Below are 13,722 nucleotides of genomic sequence, written 5' to 3'. Positions count from 1 at the left end.
ACCGGAGACGGCCCGCGCCGCTGACGGGGGCGGCGGTCGGGCGCCGGGGTCAGGCGAAGTCGGCCTTGCGGATCAACCCGTGGATGCCCGTGGTGCGGTCCACCACCTGCGAGACCGCGAAGTCCGCCGCCGCGCTCAGGTAGGCGTAGGCGACCGGTCCCTCCATCCCCAACTCCTCGGTCAGGAACGCCATCGCGTGGCGTACCGCGGTGCGCATCGCCGCGTCCAACCCACCCTCGGTGCCCTCACCATCGCTGAGCCCGATCGGGATCCAGTGCTCGGGCGTCTCGGCGAAGGGATAGGTGAACGCCGTGCGCGGCGCGTCCCCACCGGGCGGGACGGCCGTCAACCGGACCGTCGCCCGCAGGGATCCCTCCATCGCCGTCAGCGCGACCTCCCCGTCGCCCTGCGCCATGTGCGGGTCGCCGGTGTAGAACAGGCCACCGTCCACCCGGACCGGCAGGTACAGGGTGCTGCCCACCCCCAACCGGCGGATGTCGATGTTGCCCCCGGCGTCGGTCGGTGGCACCGAGTCGACCACCTCGGAGGTGTCCCGGGCCACGCCCATCACCCCGAGGAACGGCGCCAGTGGGAAGCGGTTCCGCACCGGGCCGGGCAGCGTGCCCACCAGCCGCCGCCCGTCCCACTCCGCACGGGCGAAGACGCTGATCTCCCCGCCCGGGTTCACGTACTCCGACAACGCCGGATCCCCCACCCAGGCCTCCGGGTACTCGCCGGGCAACGCACCCCGCCCGTGGCGGTTGGACACGACCCCGTACGGGACCCGTAACCGCAGATCCACCACGTCGACCCGGAGCACACTGCCCGGCACGGCGCCGCGCACCGCGACCGGCCCGGTGATGATGTGCGGGCCGGGCCCGTCGTGCGGTGTCTCCCTGGCGATCCGGATCGCGTCCCACAGCACGTCCCGGGCGCGGACGCCGAAACCGCCGAAGTAGCCCCTCGGGTCCCGGCCCTGGTCCTCCAGCAGTCCTTCGTGGGACACCGTGTCCAGGGTGACCAGCGATCCCGAGTCGACGGTGGCCACCGGCCGGGTGGTCCGGTTCGGCAGCCGGCCCCACGTCACCGACCCGGCGTCGGCCGGCACGTAGGTCCCCCGGTGCCGCCCGCCGGGCTGCACCACCGCCAGGTCCTCCGGGCTGCCCGGGCTGCCCGAGGTTCCCGGGGCGGCCAGCGCGCCCCCGGCGCCGCCGACCAGGGTTCCCCCGGCGGCCAGTCCGGCGGTGGCCAGGACGAAACCCCGCCGGCCCAGCCCGGACCGCAGGGTGCGTGCCGCCTCCGCGCCCCTCCCGTGACCCTGTGCACCTCGGCCCCCGATCGGGGTGTCGCCGTCGTTCGCGCGCCGCGTCATGGCTGACTGGCTCCCTTCGTCGACGGGGAGCCAGCGGGCTCCCCCGGAAGGGCATGGCACCAACCGCGCATGTCGTCCGTGTTGCCCTGATCGCACCACCCCGTGTCGACTGCCCGCCCGGGGATGTCCACCACGTTGCCGAGGTGCCGGGCGCACGCCCATCCCCGGCCGCACACCCGCGTCGCCGAGCTCGGCGACGCCGCCACCAGGGGGAACGCCACCGGAGATCCGTCGGAGCGGGAGTTGACGGGAACGTCGTCCCCCCGACCCCGTCGTGGCCGGTTCGTGACCCCGCACCACCCCGAGCCGACCGAACGGCCCCCAGCGCTGCCGCCGGCGGGGCAGCACCCGTTCCGCTCCGCCTCGGGCGGGAGGACCGCGACCCGAGGGGTGACGGAGAAAACCCACGACCTGGCAACCCGAGGATCACCCGGCCGACACGTCCCACTCGGACGCTGCTGCCCAACCGGCGAGAAAGGGGAGGGATGGCGCGATGCGATCCGAGGTGACCAGGCGGGACCTGCTGCGGACCATCGGTGCGACCGGCGGGGCGGGAGTCCTGTTCGAGACGATGACGGCCCTGGGCCTGGCCCCGGACCACGCGGACCGGCACGGCCCCGACTTCCACCCCCCACGACGAGCCGAGGTGGCCGGCGACGACATGCCCACCGTGCTGGTGATCGGTGCGGGAGTGGCCGGGCTGACCGCCGCCTACGAACTCGGCAAGGCCGGCTACGACTGCCGGGTCCTGGAGGCCAGGCACCGCTCCGGAGGCCGGAACCTGACGGTGCGGGGCGGCGACGAGGAACGCGACCTCGACGGCCGGACCCACCGCGCCGAGTTCGCCGACGGCCAGTACATGAACGCCGGCCCCGGCCGGATCGCGCAGTCCATGGTGACCCTCGACTACTGCCGTGAGCTCGGCGTGCCCGTCGAACCGTTCGCCAACCAGAACGCCAACGCCTACGTGCACCGGGAGAACGGGGCCGGCCGGGGAACGGCCGTCCGCTTCCGCACCGCGAAGGCCGACGTCTACGGCTACGTGGCCGAACTGCTGGCCAAGGCCACCGACCAGGGCGCGCTGGACGACGTGCTCACCGCCGAGGACCGGGAACGGGTGCTGTCCTTCCTGGAGGGCTTCGGCGCGATCGGCGGCCGCGCCGACGGCTGGGCCTACCGGGGTGGCAGCCGGCGGGGCTACGCGGAGGAACCCGGCGCCGGGGAACGCCCGGGAGTGGTGCTGGGTCCGCCGCCCACGCTGTCGGAGGTGTTCGCCAGCCAGGTCGGCAGGGCCTTCTCCTTCGAGTTCGGTGTCGACCAGGCGATGATGATGTTCCAACCGGTGGGTGGCATGGACGCCATCGTCACCGCCCTCGAACGGGCCGTGGGCGTCCACCGCGTCACCCACCACGCGGAGGTGCGCGCGCTGACCACCGGCGCCGACGGGGTGCGGGTGGTCTACCGGGACGCCCGGGGACGTGACCAGGTCGCGACCGCCGACTACTGCGTGGCCACCCTGCCGCCCCGACTGCTGGCCCGGCTCGACCACAACCTCGGCCCCGAGGTGTCCGCCGCGCTCGCCCAGCCCCGGCCCACCGCCTCGGGCAAGATCGGCCTGGAGTACCAGGGCCGGTGGTGGGAGCAGGAGGAGCGCCTCTACGGCGGCATCACCCAGACCGACCTCGACATCACCCAGATCTGGTATCCGTCGCATGGCCACCACGAGGCTCGGGGGGTGCTCATCGGCTACTACGTGAGCGGGCAGCGCGCCGTCGAGTTCGGGCGGCTCTCCCCGGCAGAACGCCTGTCCCGGGCGGTGCGGGCCGGCTCGCGCATCCACGGCGCCCGCTACCGGCGCGGCCTGACCTCCTCGTTCTCCATCGCATGGGAACGCACCCCCCACATCGAGGAGGGCTGGGCGTCCTGGCCCTCGCGGTCCTCCGGGCACTACGCCCTGCTCACCCGACCCGCCGGCCGCGTCCACTTCGCCGGGGACTGGTTGAGCTACCTCGTCGCCTGGCAGGCCGGGGCGTTCCTCTCCGCACGGGACGCGGTGACGAACCTGCACCAGCAGGCCCGCGCCACGTGAGCCCGGCCGGCCCGGGAGCGCAGGGGACCCGGATGGTGGGTGAGCGCGGCAGGCAGGAGGTGCGGGGTGAGCCGAAGCCGTCCCGTCCTCCGCCGGCCCGGGGCTGGCGCGGTGCGTGCGGTCGCCGAACCCCGCGCTCACCCCGCCCACGTGGTCGACCCCTACCCACCCGACACCGCGAGGAAGCCGAACCCGGCATTACGAAGCCGACCAGCGCCGGGCCGGGCCGGGGGCGCAACCCCCGGGCACCGGCGGCCGACGCGCACCCCGGGCGCCTGCCGACCGACGGCCTCAACCGGGTTCCGCCACCGGGGGCAGACCACGGGTGACCTCCCGCGCCGCCCGGCGGGGCGTGGGCAACCCCGGGTAGCCGTACCCGATCCGCAGCACCGTCTGCGGGTACCCGCGCGAGCCGACCAACCTGTCCAGCTCCCGCTTGACCGAGCCCACCTCCATCGGTTGGGAGACGAAGGAGGTGCTCAACCCGGCCGCTGTCGCGGCCAACAGCACCCGCTGCATGGCGTGGCCCCCGACCAGTTGTGCGCGCTGGTCGTCCTCGTCGGTGAGCACCACGCCCAGCAGCGGCACCCGCTCGTAGGCGCGCGGGGGTCGGTGCCCTGGGCCGTACCGCCGGACCGCCACCAGGCCCTCCTCCAGGGGCGGTGGCCCGCTCGCCCGGGACGGGACCCCGTCGCTGACGCTGGCCACCCCCGTCGTCCAGCGCCGCAGCTCCGCCATGAACGCGTCGTCGTCGCGCTGCGCGGCCTCGGCGCTCCTGATCATCCGCGCCAGGTCGGCGAACCGCGTCGGCTCCTCGAGGAAGTCCAACACACCGCTCTCCAACTGGGCGGCCCTGCGCAGCGCGTGCCGCAACGGCTCCGGCGGCTGCTCCTCGGCGAAGGGCCGCCGGTTGGTGTGCCGGCGTGGGATCGCCGAGGCCAGCGCCCGTTCCTCACCGGAGGGGCGGTGCGCGCCGGCCAGCCGCACCACCCCGAGCAGGTCAGGAGCGCTCCGGTCGGGCAGCAGTTCGGTGACGGCGGCGATGCCCCGGGCCCGCGCCTCCAGCCGCAGGTTGAACAGGGCGGCCCCGCAGGCCAACCGCGCCTCCCTGCCCTCCGGATCGGCCACCCCGAGCAGCCGGGACCGGTCCAGGCGCAGCGCGATGCCGTTCCCGCGCACCTCGAACCGCCAGGGTTGCGTGTTGTGGGGTGACGGTGCCCGCGTCGCCGCCGTGACCAGCAGCTCGGCGAGAGCTCCCATCCCCTCCGCGTCCCGTGCCCGTCCCGACGTGCCGGTCACCGTCGTCGTTCTCGTCGTGCTCATCAGTCTGTCCTCGCCCAGCCCGCGCGGTGATCGGTCACCGCCCTTGTCCACATCCTCTGCTGGCCGGCGGCCGTCGGACAGGGACCGTGGACCGGTCCCGGTGGGACCTAGGGCCCGAGGCGGACGCACCACCGGGGCGGGGGCCGCCGATCGGCTGGCCGGTTCGGTGCCCGTCACGCCGACCCTGCCGGGGAGGCCGGTGGCGCCCGTGACGGATCGTGGACCGGCGACGTCCGGCGCCGGCTCAGCGGTGCGGCCGGTGGGCCGTCGCCTGCCTCGTCGCGTAGACGGCGGCCTCGGTCCGGCGGGCGAACCCCAGCTTGTGCAGCAACGACGACACGTAGTTCTTCACCGTCTTCTCCGCCAGGTTCAACCGACGACCGATCTGCCGGTTGGTCAGCCCGGTGGCCACCAGGTCCAGGATCCGTTCCTCCTGCGGGCTCAGATCGGGGTACCGGGGGTCGCGCCGTTCCTCGCCCTGCCGCAACCGGGCCAACACCAGGTTGGTGACCTTGGCGTCGAGCAGGGACTCCCCGGCCGCGACCGCACGCACCGCGTCGACCAGGCCGCTCCCGCTGATGCGTTTGAGCAGGTACCCGGCCGCGCCCGCCATGATCGCGGCGAACACCGCCTCGTCGTCCGCGTCGTCGGAGGCCAGCATCAGGCAGGCGGGCGGCGGGTCCACCGTCCGGCGGATCTCCCGGCACACCGACACGCCGTCCCCGTCGGGGAGCCGGACGTCCAGGATCGCCACGTCGGGCCGGAGCGCCGGGATGCGCGCGAGGGCGTGCGCGGCGTCGGCCGCCTCGCCCACCACGTCCATGTCGGGCTCGGCGTCCAGGAGCTGGGTGATGCCCCGTCGCACGATCTCGTGGTCGTCGACGATGAACACGGAGACCGCCACCGTGACCTCCCGGCGTGACCACGGCGCCCGCCCCTCGGCGGACGACGTCAACTCCGGACCGGTGCCCCGGACTCGTCAGGGCCCCTGTCCCTGCCCCTTCGACGGTAGTCCTTCCGGGGGACCTTCGCCGGTCGCACCCGGGCCGTTCGGCGGCGACCCCGAGGGGCCGACGGGACCTCGTGCCCGGGCCGGAGTGGGCGGGGCATCCGGATCTTGTGGGCGCTTCGCGGTGGCCGTGCGGTGCGGTTGGAGCTGGGGTACGGCGGCCGGGCGACCTGCGGGCTGCCGGCCGCGCGTGGCCGGCAGCCCGGGGCGGGATCCGCCCCGGAAGCGCCCTCGCGTGCCCCTGAGGCCAGGCTCCACTGGCGATCCCGAGGGGAACGACGACCACCGTTCCCCACGCCGACGAGAACGCCAGTCGGGACACGGCGGACGCGGTGTCGCCAGTGGGGCACCCCAGCCGTTGACCTCCCAGCAGCGGAGACCGCCCTCGAACGCCATCCCCGACCGGGGTCGCGCTCAAGGGTGAACGAAAACAGGAGGTGGTGGCCCGCCGCCGTTCCGTTCGCGGCGGATCCACCCGCCGATGTTCCTCCTCGGATCGCTTCTCCTCGTCGGCCGCGACGGCCGCGAGGAGGCGGACGGGCCCTGCCCGCCGGTCGGTCAACGCCCCGGGAATCCCCGGGGTTCACACCCGTGCCTGGCCCGCCTTCGCGGCACTCGTCACACCCGCACGAAGGCGGGCTCGCGCGTCATCGACTCGATGTCGGTCGCCGTGATCCGGGCCAACTGGCGGGACAGGTCGGCCAGCGCGCGGGCTACCGCCAGCTCGTCGCCGATCTGGGGCACGTTGTCGTCCGACACGTTGCAGCGCGCCCGTCCCGCACCGATGAGCGGCGGCTGCGCCTCCGTCGTGTACAGGCGTGCCTCGGCGTGCGTCTCCCGCCCCTCCTCGACCACGGAGACTTCGATGTTCCAGCGCTTGACGTACTCCATGACGGCCTCCTCTCCCCGCTGGGATGCCGCCAGCATCCCGCCGCCGGCAGGCGCGGAGCAGGGTCGAAGGTCCCGCCGACCGCCCGCCGGGCAACCGGGTCGCGGAGGGCCCCGCGCCTCGGCACGAGGACAACCCCGGAGGCAGGCGGCGGGAGGCCGGCCGAACGCTCGGCCTCCCGCCGCCCCCAGGGCGCCGCGCGACGCCCCCGACCCGCCGACCGGAGGTGGGCCGGCGGCCCGCGGCGCAGCGGACCCGGCCCGCCTCGGACCGGCCCGTCGAGCCTGGCAGGCCCCGAGGCTGCTCCTTCGGAGGGGAGACGGAGGTCCCCTCCTCACGGGTCGGAAGTCCCGAGCGAGCGGACCGCCCGCCTCGTACCGTCGAACCCGGAGACGGTGGCACGGACGCGGGCGGGGCGATACCGCCGGCACGGGTAGCCCGCCGGTGGGCTCGGCGAGCTCACCCCCGATCCCGCCTCCGACGTGGAACCGGGCGGACCCTGGGGAGGACGCGATGACCACCACAGTCGGCCACCACATCGTGGTCGGGGTTGACGGCTCCGACGCGGCGCTGAACGCGACCCGGTGGGCGGCGGAGGAGGCGCGGGAACGCCGGGTCCCCCTGGTGCTCGCGCACGCCTACCTCCCGCTGTTCGTCACCTACCCCGGAGTGGTCACCACCCCCGAGTCGGTGGACGCGATCATCCAGTCCCAACGCGACGATGTCGCCCAGTACCTGAACCGGGCCACTGAGGTCGCCACCGAGGTCGCCCCGAACGTCGACATCCGGCCGGAGACCCGGATGGAGGGGCCGGTCCCCGCGTTGATCGCGTTGTCCCGGCAGGCCCAGCTGGTGGTCCTCGGCTCCCGGGGGCGTGGCGGTTTCTCCAGCCTGCTGGTCGGGTCGGCGGCCACCGCGCTCGCGGCCCACGGGCACAGCCCGATCGCCGTGATCCGGGGCCGGACCCCCACCGAACCTCCGCCCGAGACGGGTCCCATCGTCGTCGGGGTCGACGGTTCCCCCACCAGCGAACGCGCCATCGCCCTCGCTTTCGACGAGGCCGCGTTCCGGGGCGCGGACCTGCTCGCGGTGCACACCTGGATCGACGCGGCCTTCGAGAGCGACTTCGAACTCACCAGGAACATGGTCGACTGGCAGGCGGTGGAGGCCGCCGAGGAGCTGGTGCTGGCCGAACGGCTCGCCGGCTGGCAGGAGCGGTACCCGGACGTCCGGGTCCAACGCATGGTGGTGCGGGACCGGCCCGGCCCGGGCCTGCTGAGCCAGGCCGAACGCGCCAGGATGATCATCGTGGGCAGCCGGGGCCGGGGAGGCTTCACCGGCATGCTGTTGGGGTCCACCAGCCGCACCCTGCTGCACCACGCGTCCTGCCCGGTCATCATCGCGCGGCCGGAGGACCAGTCCTGACCCACCCGCGCCCGCCCAGGAGGAGGCCGACAAGCTGGGGAAGCGCGCGGAGGCATCGTGCGGGTCCGGAGCTCTCGGGGGCCGGCGAACCTCAACGCCACCGGCGCGGCCGCGACGCCACCCAGCTCCCGGGAGGCCCCCGCGTCCTCGGTACACGGGCAAGTGGAGGCAAGGCGCGGGGACCGCGGCTCACGAACGCGCTCAGGCCCCATGAAGCGCCGCTTCGTGGCCTCCAGCTCTCGCGGACTCCCTGTGCTCTCGCGGACTCCCTGGGGGAGCGGCGGCATTCCTGGGGCAGCGACCGGTGATCATGATCAGCTTCCACCCAACGAGGTCCAGCCAGCGATGCCCCACTTCCCCCGGGGTGCCTGGGACGGCCTTCCCCTGGTGTGTGGGACGGCAGCGGGAGCACCCCCCTCGTCGGTGGTGTCGGGCGAACCGGGGTGCCCCCGCCACGGTGTCCGGCCCGGGCACCTCCCCCAACCCGAATCCCGTGGCGTCGCCGGGCACGGCGCGCCTGGTGTCGGTTACGGCGGTGCCGACGGTCAGTCGCCAGGTGAGGTGCCGTCGTCCCTGATGACGTGCCGCCGTCGCCGGTACTCCTCCTCGTTGATCTCGCCCCGGGCGAAGCGCTCGTCGAGGATCCGCCTGGCGCTCTCCAGGCCGGTCTCGCGCATCGTGCCGTCCGCCCGGTGCGCGCCCGAGGTCCCACCGGCGACGCCGCGCCGGACCAGGAACGCCGAGAGGGCGATGGCGACGATCAACAGCAGGAGTACGACGAAGAATATCCAGGGCCCTGGGCCCCAGGTCGGTCCGTAGTACATCGGGACTCCTTCCTCTGCCGCCTCGCGCGTCCACGCGGCCGGCACGGCCCTAGCGCACGGGTGCCGCGCGCTCCACGATCTCCGCGAGGGGGCGGCGCGGGGTCTCGGCCAACGGGGGAGCGTTGAGCAGTGGGCAACCCACCCGGACCACGATGTGCGGGTAGGTCTCCGCGTCCAGCACCCGTTCGCGCAGCGCGTCCCGGGTGAGGGGCACTTCCAGGGCCTGGCTCAGCGGACAGCTCACCAGCCCGTGCTCGGCCGCGCACAACAGCACCGCGCTCAGGGCCTCCCCGGCGCGCAGCCACGACATCCGGTCCTCCCGCGCGCTGCCGAGGACCAGCAGGGTGCCGGCGTCCGGATCGTTCAGCTGGCGGGGCGACCTGGGCAGTTCCCCACCGGGGAACCACCGGGTCGGCACGTCGGGGTCCTCGGCGCCGGGGGCCAGGGTGTTCGCGGCCGGAACGCCCTCCACGTCGTGGGACAGGCGCCCGCTCCACGCGGCCAGTTCCGAGAGGTACGCCTCGTCGGACTCCTGCCGTTCCGCCGCCTCCCGCATCGCACTGACCAGGCGGTACCGGGTGGCCGGGTCCGTCACCGGGCGCACGGTGACCCCCTGTTCGGCGGCGCGCTCCTCCATCTCCCTGATCAGGGCGGTGGGCACCTGCCACAGGTCGTACCGGCGCCGGTCGCTCCGCCGCTCGGGGATGGTCGAGGCCGTGCGACGCTCCTCCTCGGTGGGCTGGTGCGGGTGGGTGCGCACGGCGGCCAACAGCGACCCGTCGGTGGGATCGGGAAGTCGGCGCACCTCGGTCGCCCACCCGGCCGCCGCGAGGGCCACCCGGAGGTGGTGCAGGGCGGCTCCGCAGCTCATCAGGACGTCCCACCCCCGGGGGTCGGCCACCGGGAGCTGCCGGCCCCAGTCGGCGTACAGCCACACCGCACCCGGCTCCCAACGCCAACGCCACGGCTGGGTGTTGTGCACCGAGGGCGCGCGGGTCGCCTGGTCGACGGCCGACCACAGCACTTCCTCGCCAGGCCCGTCCGACATGCTCACCAGCTCCCGGAGTCGACTCGGTTCCGTCGGTCCGTCATCACGACGTTAGGCCCGTCCCGGGTGGGAGGGCAGGGACCAAAGCCCGCCTCCCCCGGCGACGAAAGCCCCGGCGGCGTCCCCAGCCATGCCCCCGTCTCCTCGGCGTATGCCGGGCGCACGGCGGGAGCGGGGACGGTCGCACCGGCCGGGCCTCCCCAGGCCGCGCGGGTGGCGCGTCGTCCCAGCCCCGAGTTCGGCGGCGGCACCGCGGGCCGGGGCGGAGGATTCGGGCCGAGCGCTCCTCGGGACCGCGTCGCCCACGAGGGCGAGGTCGAGGCCCGGCCTGGGCGCGTTCGCGCGTGGTGCTCCCGCCGCCCCGGGCGGCCGTGGCCGGCTCCGTCCAACGGCGCCAGCAGCCCGCCCGACCCCCGACCGCGCTGGTGGCGGGTCGCGGCGTCGGCGGAACACCGGCCATGAAATCCTCCTGGTCTCGGGGACACACGTCGTCGACGGGACCGCTCCAGGTCCGCGATGTCCCCGCCGACCGGTCCGGGAACCACCGATGCGGCACCGACGCCGCGTCGGCGGAGCCAGGACCGAGTGAGCCTGGGGAACCACACCCTCCCCGCATGCCGACCGGTGGTGCCGTCGGCGGTCGCGCGTCGAGGCCCCGACCGGGCCGGAACCGGCCGTTGGCACCAAACCCTGGCTCTTCTCGGGGGCATCCCCGAGGAGATTCAGGGACCTGACTGACCGATGCCCAATGTGCCCACGACCCCCAACTCCTAGAGTCGTGGACACCTCGACCCAAGCGACGGAGGGACGGCCGCAGGAGCGAGCAGCGCGACCAGGACGTGGGACACCGCGCGACGAACCGTCCACCCGGTGGTGGGGGACCGGAGGACGGGAGCGGGGATCCGCGAGGGCCGGGGCACCAGGTGCCCCGGCGATGCCATTCACCCGCGACCACCCCGGGTGAGACCATCGACACGGAGAAGCACATATGTCGCTCGCTGGGGTGACCGGCAACGCGAATGACGGAACACGCGACCTGCTCGACGGCCTCACCGCCGCCGACGTCGCACAGCGGGTCGCCGCGGGACAGACCAACGACGTGCCGGCACGGGCCAGCCGGAGCGTCGCGCAGATCATCAGGGCCAACGTCCTCACCAGGATCAACGCCATCTACGCCGTGCTCTTCGTCCTGGTGATGTCCACCGGCTACTTCCTGGACGGGATCTTCGGCGTCCTGATCGTCGCCAACAGCGCGATCGGCGTGGTGCAGGAGCTCCGCGCGAAGCGGACCCTGGAGAAACTCGCCATCATCGGGCAGAGCCGGCCCCGGGTGCGCCGGGACGGCCAGTCCGCCGAGATCGCCCCGAACGAGGTCGTCCTCGACGACGTGATCGAACTGGGTGCGGGCGACCAGGTGGTGGTGGACGGGACGGTCCTCGCCGCCGAGGCCCTGGAGGTGGACGAGTCGCTGCTCACCGGCGAGTCGGACCCGGTGGTCAAGGCGCCGGGGGACCGGGTGCTCTCCGGGAGCTTCGTGGTCGCCGGGTCGGGTGTCTACACCGCGACGAAGGTCGGCCGCGACGCCTACGCCGCCCGGTTGGCGGAGGAGGCCAGCAAGTTCACGCTGGTGAAATCGGAGCTCCGCTCGGGGATCGACAGGATCCTCAAGGTCATCACCTACCTACTGGTGCCAGCCGGGCTGCTCACCATCTACAACCAGCTCGCCGGTGACCAGGCGTGGCCGGAGGCGATCCGGGGCATGGTCGCCGCCCTGGTGCCGATGGTGCCCGAGGGGCTCATCCTGATGACCAGCATCGCCTTCGCCGTCGGCGTGATCCGCCTGGGCCGCTACAAGTGCCTGGTGCAGGAACTGCCGGCCATCGAGGGGCTGGCCAGGGTGGACGTGGTGTGCGCCGACAAGACGGGCACGCTGACCGAGAACGGGATGCGCCTGGCCGAGGTGCGGGTGCGCAACACCGGGGAGTCCTCGGCGAACGCGGCGCGGGCGTTGGCCGCGTTGGCCGCCGCCGATCCCCGCCCGAACGCCAGCCTCCAGGCGATCGCCGAGGCGCACCCGAACGACCCGGGCTGGACGGTCACGGGCACCGCGCCCTTCTCCTCGGCGCGGAAGTGGAGCGGCGCCAGTTTCGGGGAGCACGGCAACTGGTTGTTGGGCGCCCCCGACGTCCTGCTGGCGGAGGGGAGTGTGGAACGCGCCGAGGCCGAGCGGATCGGCGCGCGGGGTCTGCGGGTGCTGTTGCTCGCCAGGTCGGACCGACCGGTGGACGCCGAGGACGCTCCCGGCCGGGTCAACCCGGTCGCGCTGGTCGTGTTGGAACAGCGCATCCGGCCGGACGCGAAGGACACCATCGACTACTTCCACGACCAGCGGGTCGGGATGAAGGTCATCTCCGGGGACAACGCCACCTCGGTCGGCGCCGTCGCCAGCGGCCTGGGACTTCCCGGCGCCGACCGGCCCGTGGACGCGCGGACCCTGCCCTCGGAGCCGGAACCGCTGGCCGACGCCGTGGAGGCGGGCACGGTCTTCGGCCGGGTCGACCCTGGGCAGAAGCGGGCGATGGTGGGGGCGCTCCAGTCCCGGGGCCACACGGTGGCGATGACCGGCGACGGGGTCAACGACGTGCTGGCGCTCAAGGACGCCGACATCGGGGTCGCCATGGGCTCCGGGAGCCAGGCCAGTCGTGCCGTGGCGCAGATCGTGCTGCTGGACAACAAGTTCGCGACGCTGCCCAAGGTGGTCGCGGAGGGCCGCCGGGTCATCGGCAACATCGAGCGGGTCTCGAACCTGTTCCTCACCAAGACCGTCTACTCGGTGCTGTTGGCCCTGATGATCGGCATGGCCCAGGTGCCCTACCCGTTCCTGCCCCGGCACGTCACGATCACCGCGTGGTTCACCATCGGGGTGCCGGCCTTCATCCTGTCCCTCGCGCCCAACACCGAGCGGGCGCGGTCGGGTTTCGTCGGGCGGGTCATGCGGATGGCCATTCCCGCCGGCATCGTGATCTCGGTGGCGACGTTCGTCTCCTACCTGCTCGTCTACCAGGGGCCGGGGGCCAGCCAGGTGGACCGGATCCAGGCGGGGACGACGGCGTTGATCACGTTGATCGTCATCGCGTTGTGGGTGTTGGCGATCGTGGCCAGGCCCTACTCGTGGTGGAAGGTCGGGTTGATCCTGGGCATGGCCGGCCTGTCCACGGCGATGTTCCTCATGCCCCTGACCCAGAAGTACTTCGAGCTCGACCCCAGCAACCTGGCGGGCACGGCCAAGGCCCTGCTGTGCGGGGGTGTCGGCATCCTCGTGGTGGAGGCGGTGTGGTGGGTCAACCGGTGGTGGTCGCGGCGACAGGCCGCCGTGGGTGAACCGCTGCCCGCCTAGCCGGGGTGGCTCGCCCCGGGAGCGGAGGCGGGCCGACCGTGGTGACGGGTGCGCGTCGTGGGGCGGGAACCAGGAACAGCGGTTCCCGCCCCGCCGCGTCGCGGCGGTCGGTGGTGGCCCGGGCCGGAGGCGCGCGGGGTGAGCGGTCGACGCGGCGACGTCACCGGGGGCGGCGGTGCCCCGGGATCGTCCTGACTGGGCGGGGCGGCCGAGGCCGGGCCCAGCCGACGGCTTCCCCGTCGGTTCGGCGGGCACCGTCCCTTCAGTGATATGTGAAACCAATTCACTTCGTACGTGTCCAGCCACTCCAGGCCACGGGCCGCGGCCATACCCGCCGACCGTTCCC

Annotated in this window: 9 protein-coding genes; 3 read left to right on the top strand and 6 right to left on the bottom strand. The window is 73.9% G+C overall.

What is annotated here, in order from left to right; all coding sequences use genetic code 11:
• Positions 1 to 49: 49 nt before the first annotated feature.
• Positions 50 to 1,372 (bottom strand): acetamidase/formamidase family protein, encoded by a 1,323-nt coding sequence (locus C1701_RS01865; protein WP_103055411.1) that lies wholly within the window; start codon positions 1,370 to 1,372, stop codon positions 50 to 52.
• Positions 1,373 to 1,865: 493 nt separating this feature from the next.
• Between C1701_RS01865 and C1701_RS01860 the strand changes: the two genes are divergently transcribed.
• Positions 1,866 to 3,461, top strand: a complete 1,596-nt coding sequence (locus C1701_RS01860) for a flavin monoamine oxidase family protein (RefSeq protein WP_103055410.1) — start codon at positions 1,866 to 1,868, stop codon at positions 3,459 to 3,461.
• Positions 3,462 to 3,752: 291 nt separating this feature from the next.
• Here C1701_RS01860 and C1701_RS01855 read toward each other — a convergent pair whose 3' ends face one another.
• From C1701_RS01855 to C1701_RS01845, 3 genes are all read right to left on the bottom strand, one after another.
• Positions 3,753 to 4,784 carry an Acg family FMN-binding oxidoreductase gene (locus C1701_RS01855; protein ID WP_337662075.1) on the bottom strand — a complete coding sequence of 344 codons (1,032 nt, stop codon included), beginning with the start codon at positions 4,782 to 4,784 and terminating at the stop codon, positions 3,753 to 3,755.
• 244 nt (positions 4,785 to 5,028) lie between these two features.
• Positions 5,029 to 5,688, bottom strand: a complete 660-nt coding sequence (locus tag C1701_RS01850) for a response regulator (RefSeq protein WP_103056926.1) — start codon at positions 5,686 to 5,688, stop codon at positions 5,029 to 5,031.
• Between the two features lie 723 nt (positions 5,689 to 6,411).
• Positions 6,412 to 6,684 carry a DUF1876 domain-containing protein gene (locus tag C1701_RS01845; RefSeq protein WP_026420512.1) on the bottom strand — a complete coding sequence of 91 codons (273 nt, stop codon included), beginning with the start codon at positions 6,682 to 6,684 and terminating at the stop codon, positions 6,412 to 6,414.
• A gap of 511 nt (positions 6,685 to 7,195) precedes the next feature.
• On the opposite strand from C1701_RS01845, the gene C1701_RS01840 reads away from it, so the two are divergent.
• Positions 7,196 to 8,107 (top strand): universal stress protein, encoded by a 912-nt coding sequence (locus tag C1701_RS01840; RefSeq protein WP_103055409.1) that lies wholly within the window; start codon positions 7,196 to 7,198, stop codon positions 8,105 to 8,107.
• Between the two features lie 545 nt (positions 8,108 to 8,652).
• On the opposite strand, the gene C1701_RS01835 is transcribed toward C1701_RS01840, so the two are convergent.
• Positions 8,653 to 8,931 carry an SHOCT domain-containing protein gene (locus C1701_RS01835; protein ID WP_103055408.1) on the bottom strand — a complete coding sequence of 93 codons (279 nt, stop codon included), beginning with the start codon at positions 8,929 to 8,931 and terminating at the stop codon, positions 8,653 to 8,655.
• Positions 8,932 to 8,980: 49 nt separating this feature from the next.
• Positions 8,981 to 9,979, bottom strand: a complete 999-nt coding sequence (locus tag C1701_RS01830) for an Acg family FMN-binding oxidoreductase (RefSeq protein WP_103056925.1) — start codon at positions 9,977 to 9,979, stop codon at positions 8,981 to 8,983.
• A gap of 988 nt (positions 9,980 to 10,967) precedes the next feature.
• On the opposite strand from C1701_RS01830, the gene C1701_RS01825 reads away from it, so the two are divergent.
• Positions 10,968 to 13,376, top strand: a complete 2,409-nt coding sequence (locus tag C1701_RS01825; protein ID WP_103055407.1) for an HAD-IC family P-type ATPase — start codon at positions 10,968 to 10,970, stop codon at positions 13,374 to 13,376.
• Positions 13,377 to 13,722: the final 346 nt, after the last annotated feature.

Origin of the sequence: Actinoalloteichus sp. AHMU CJ021 (assembly GCF_002895405.1) — a bacterium.
Taxonomy (GTDB): domain Bacteria; phylum Actinomycetota; class Actinomycetes; order Mycobacteriales; family Pseudonocardiaceae; genus Actinoalloteichus_B; species Actinoalloteichus_B caeruleus.
Note: the sequence above shows the minus strand (reverse complement) of the source record. Positions and strands in the feature narration are given on the sequence as shown.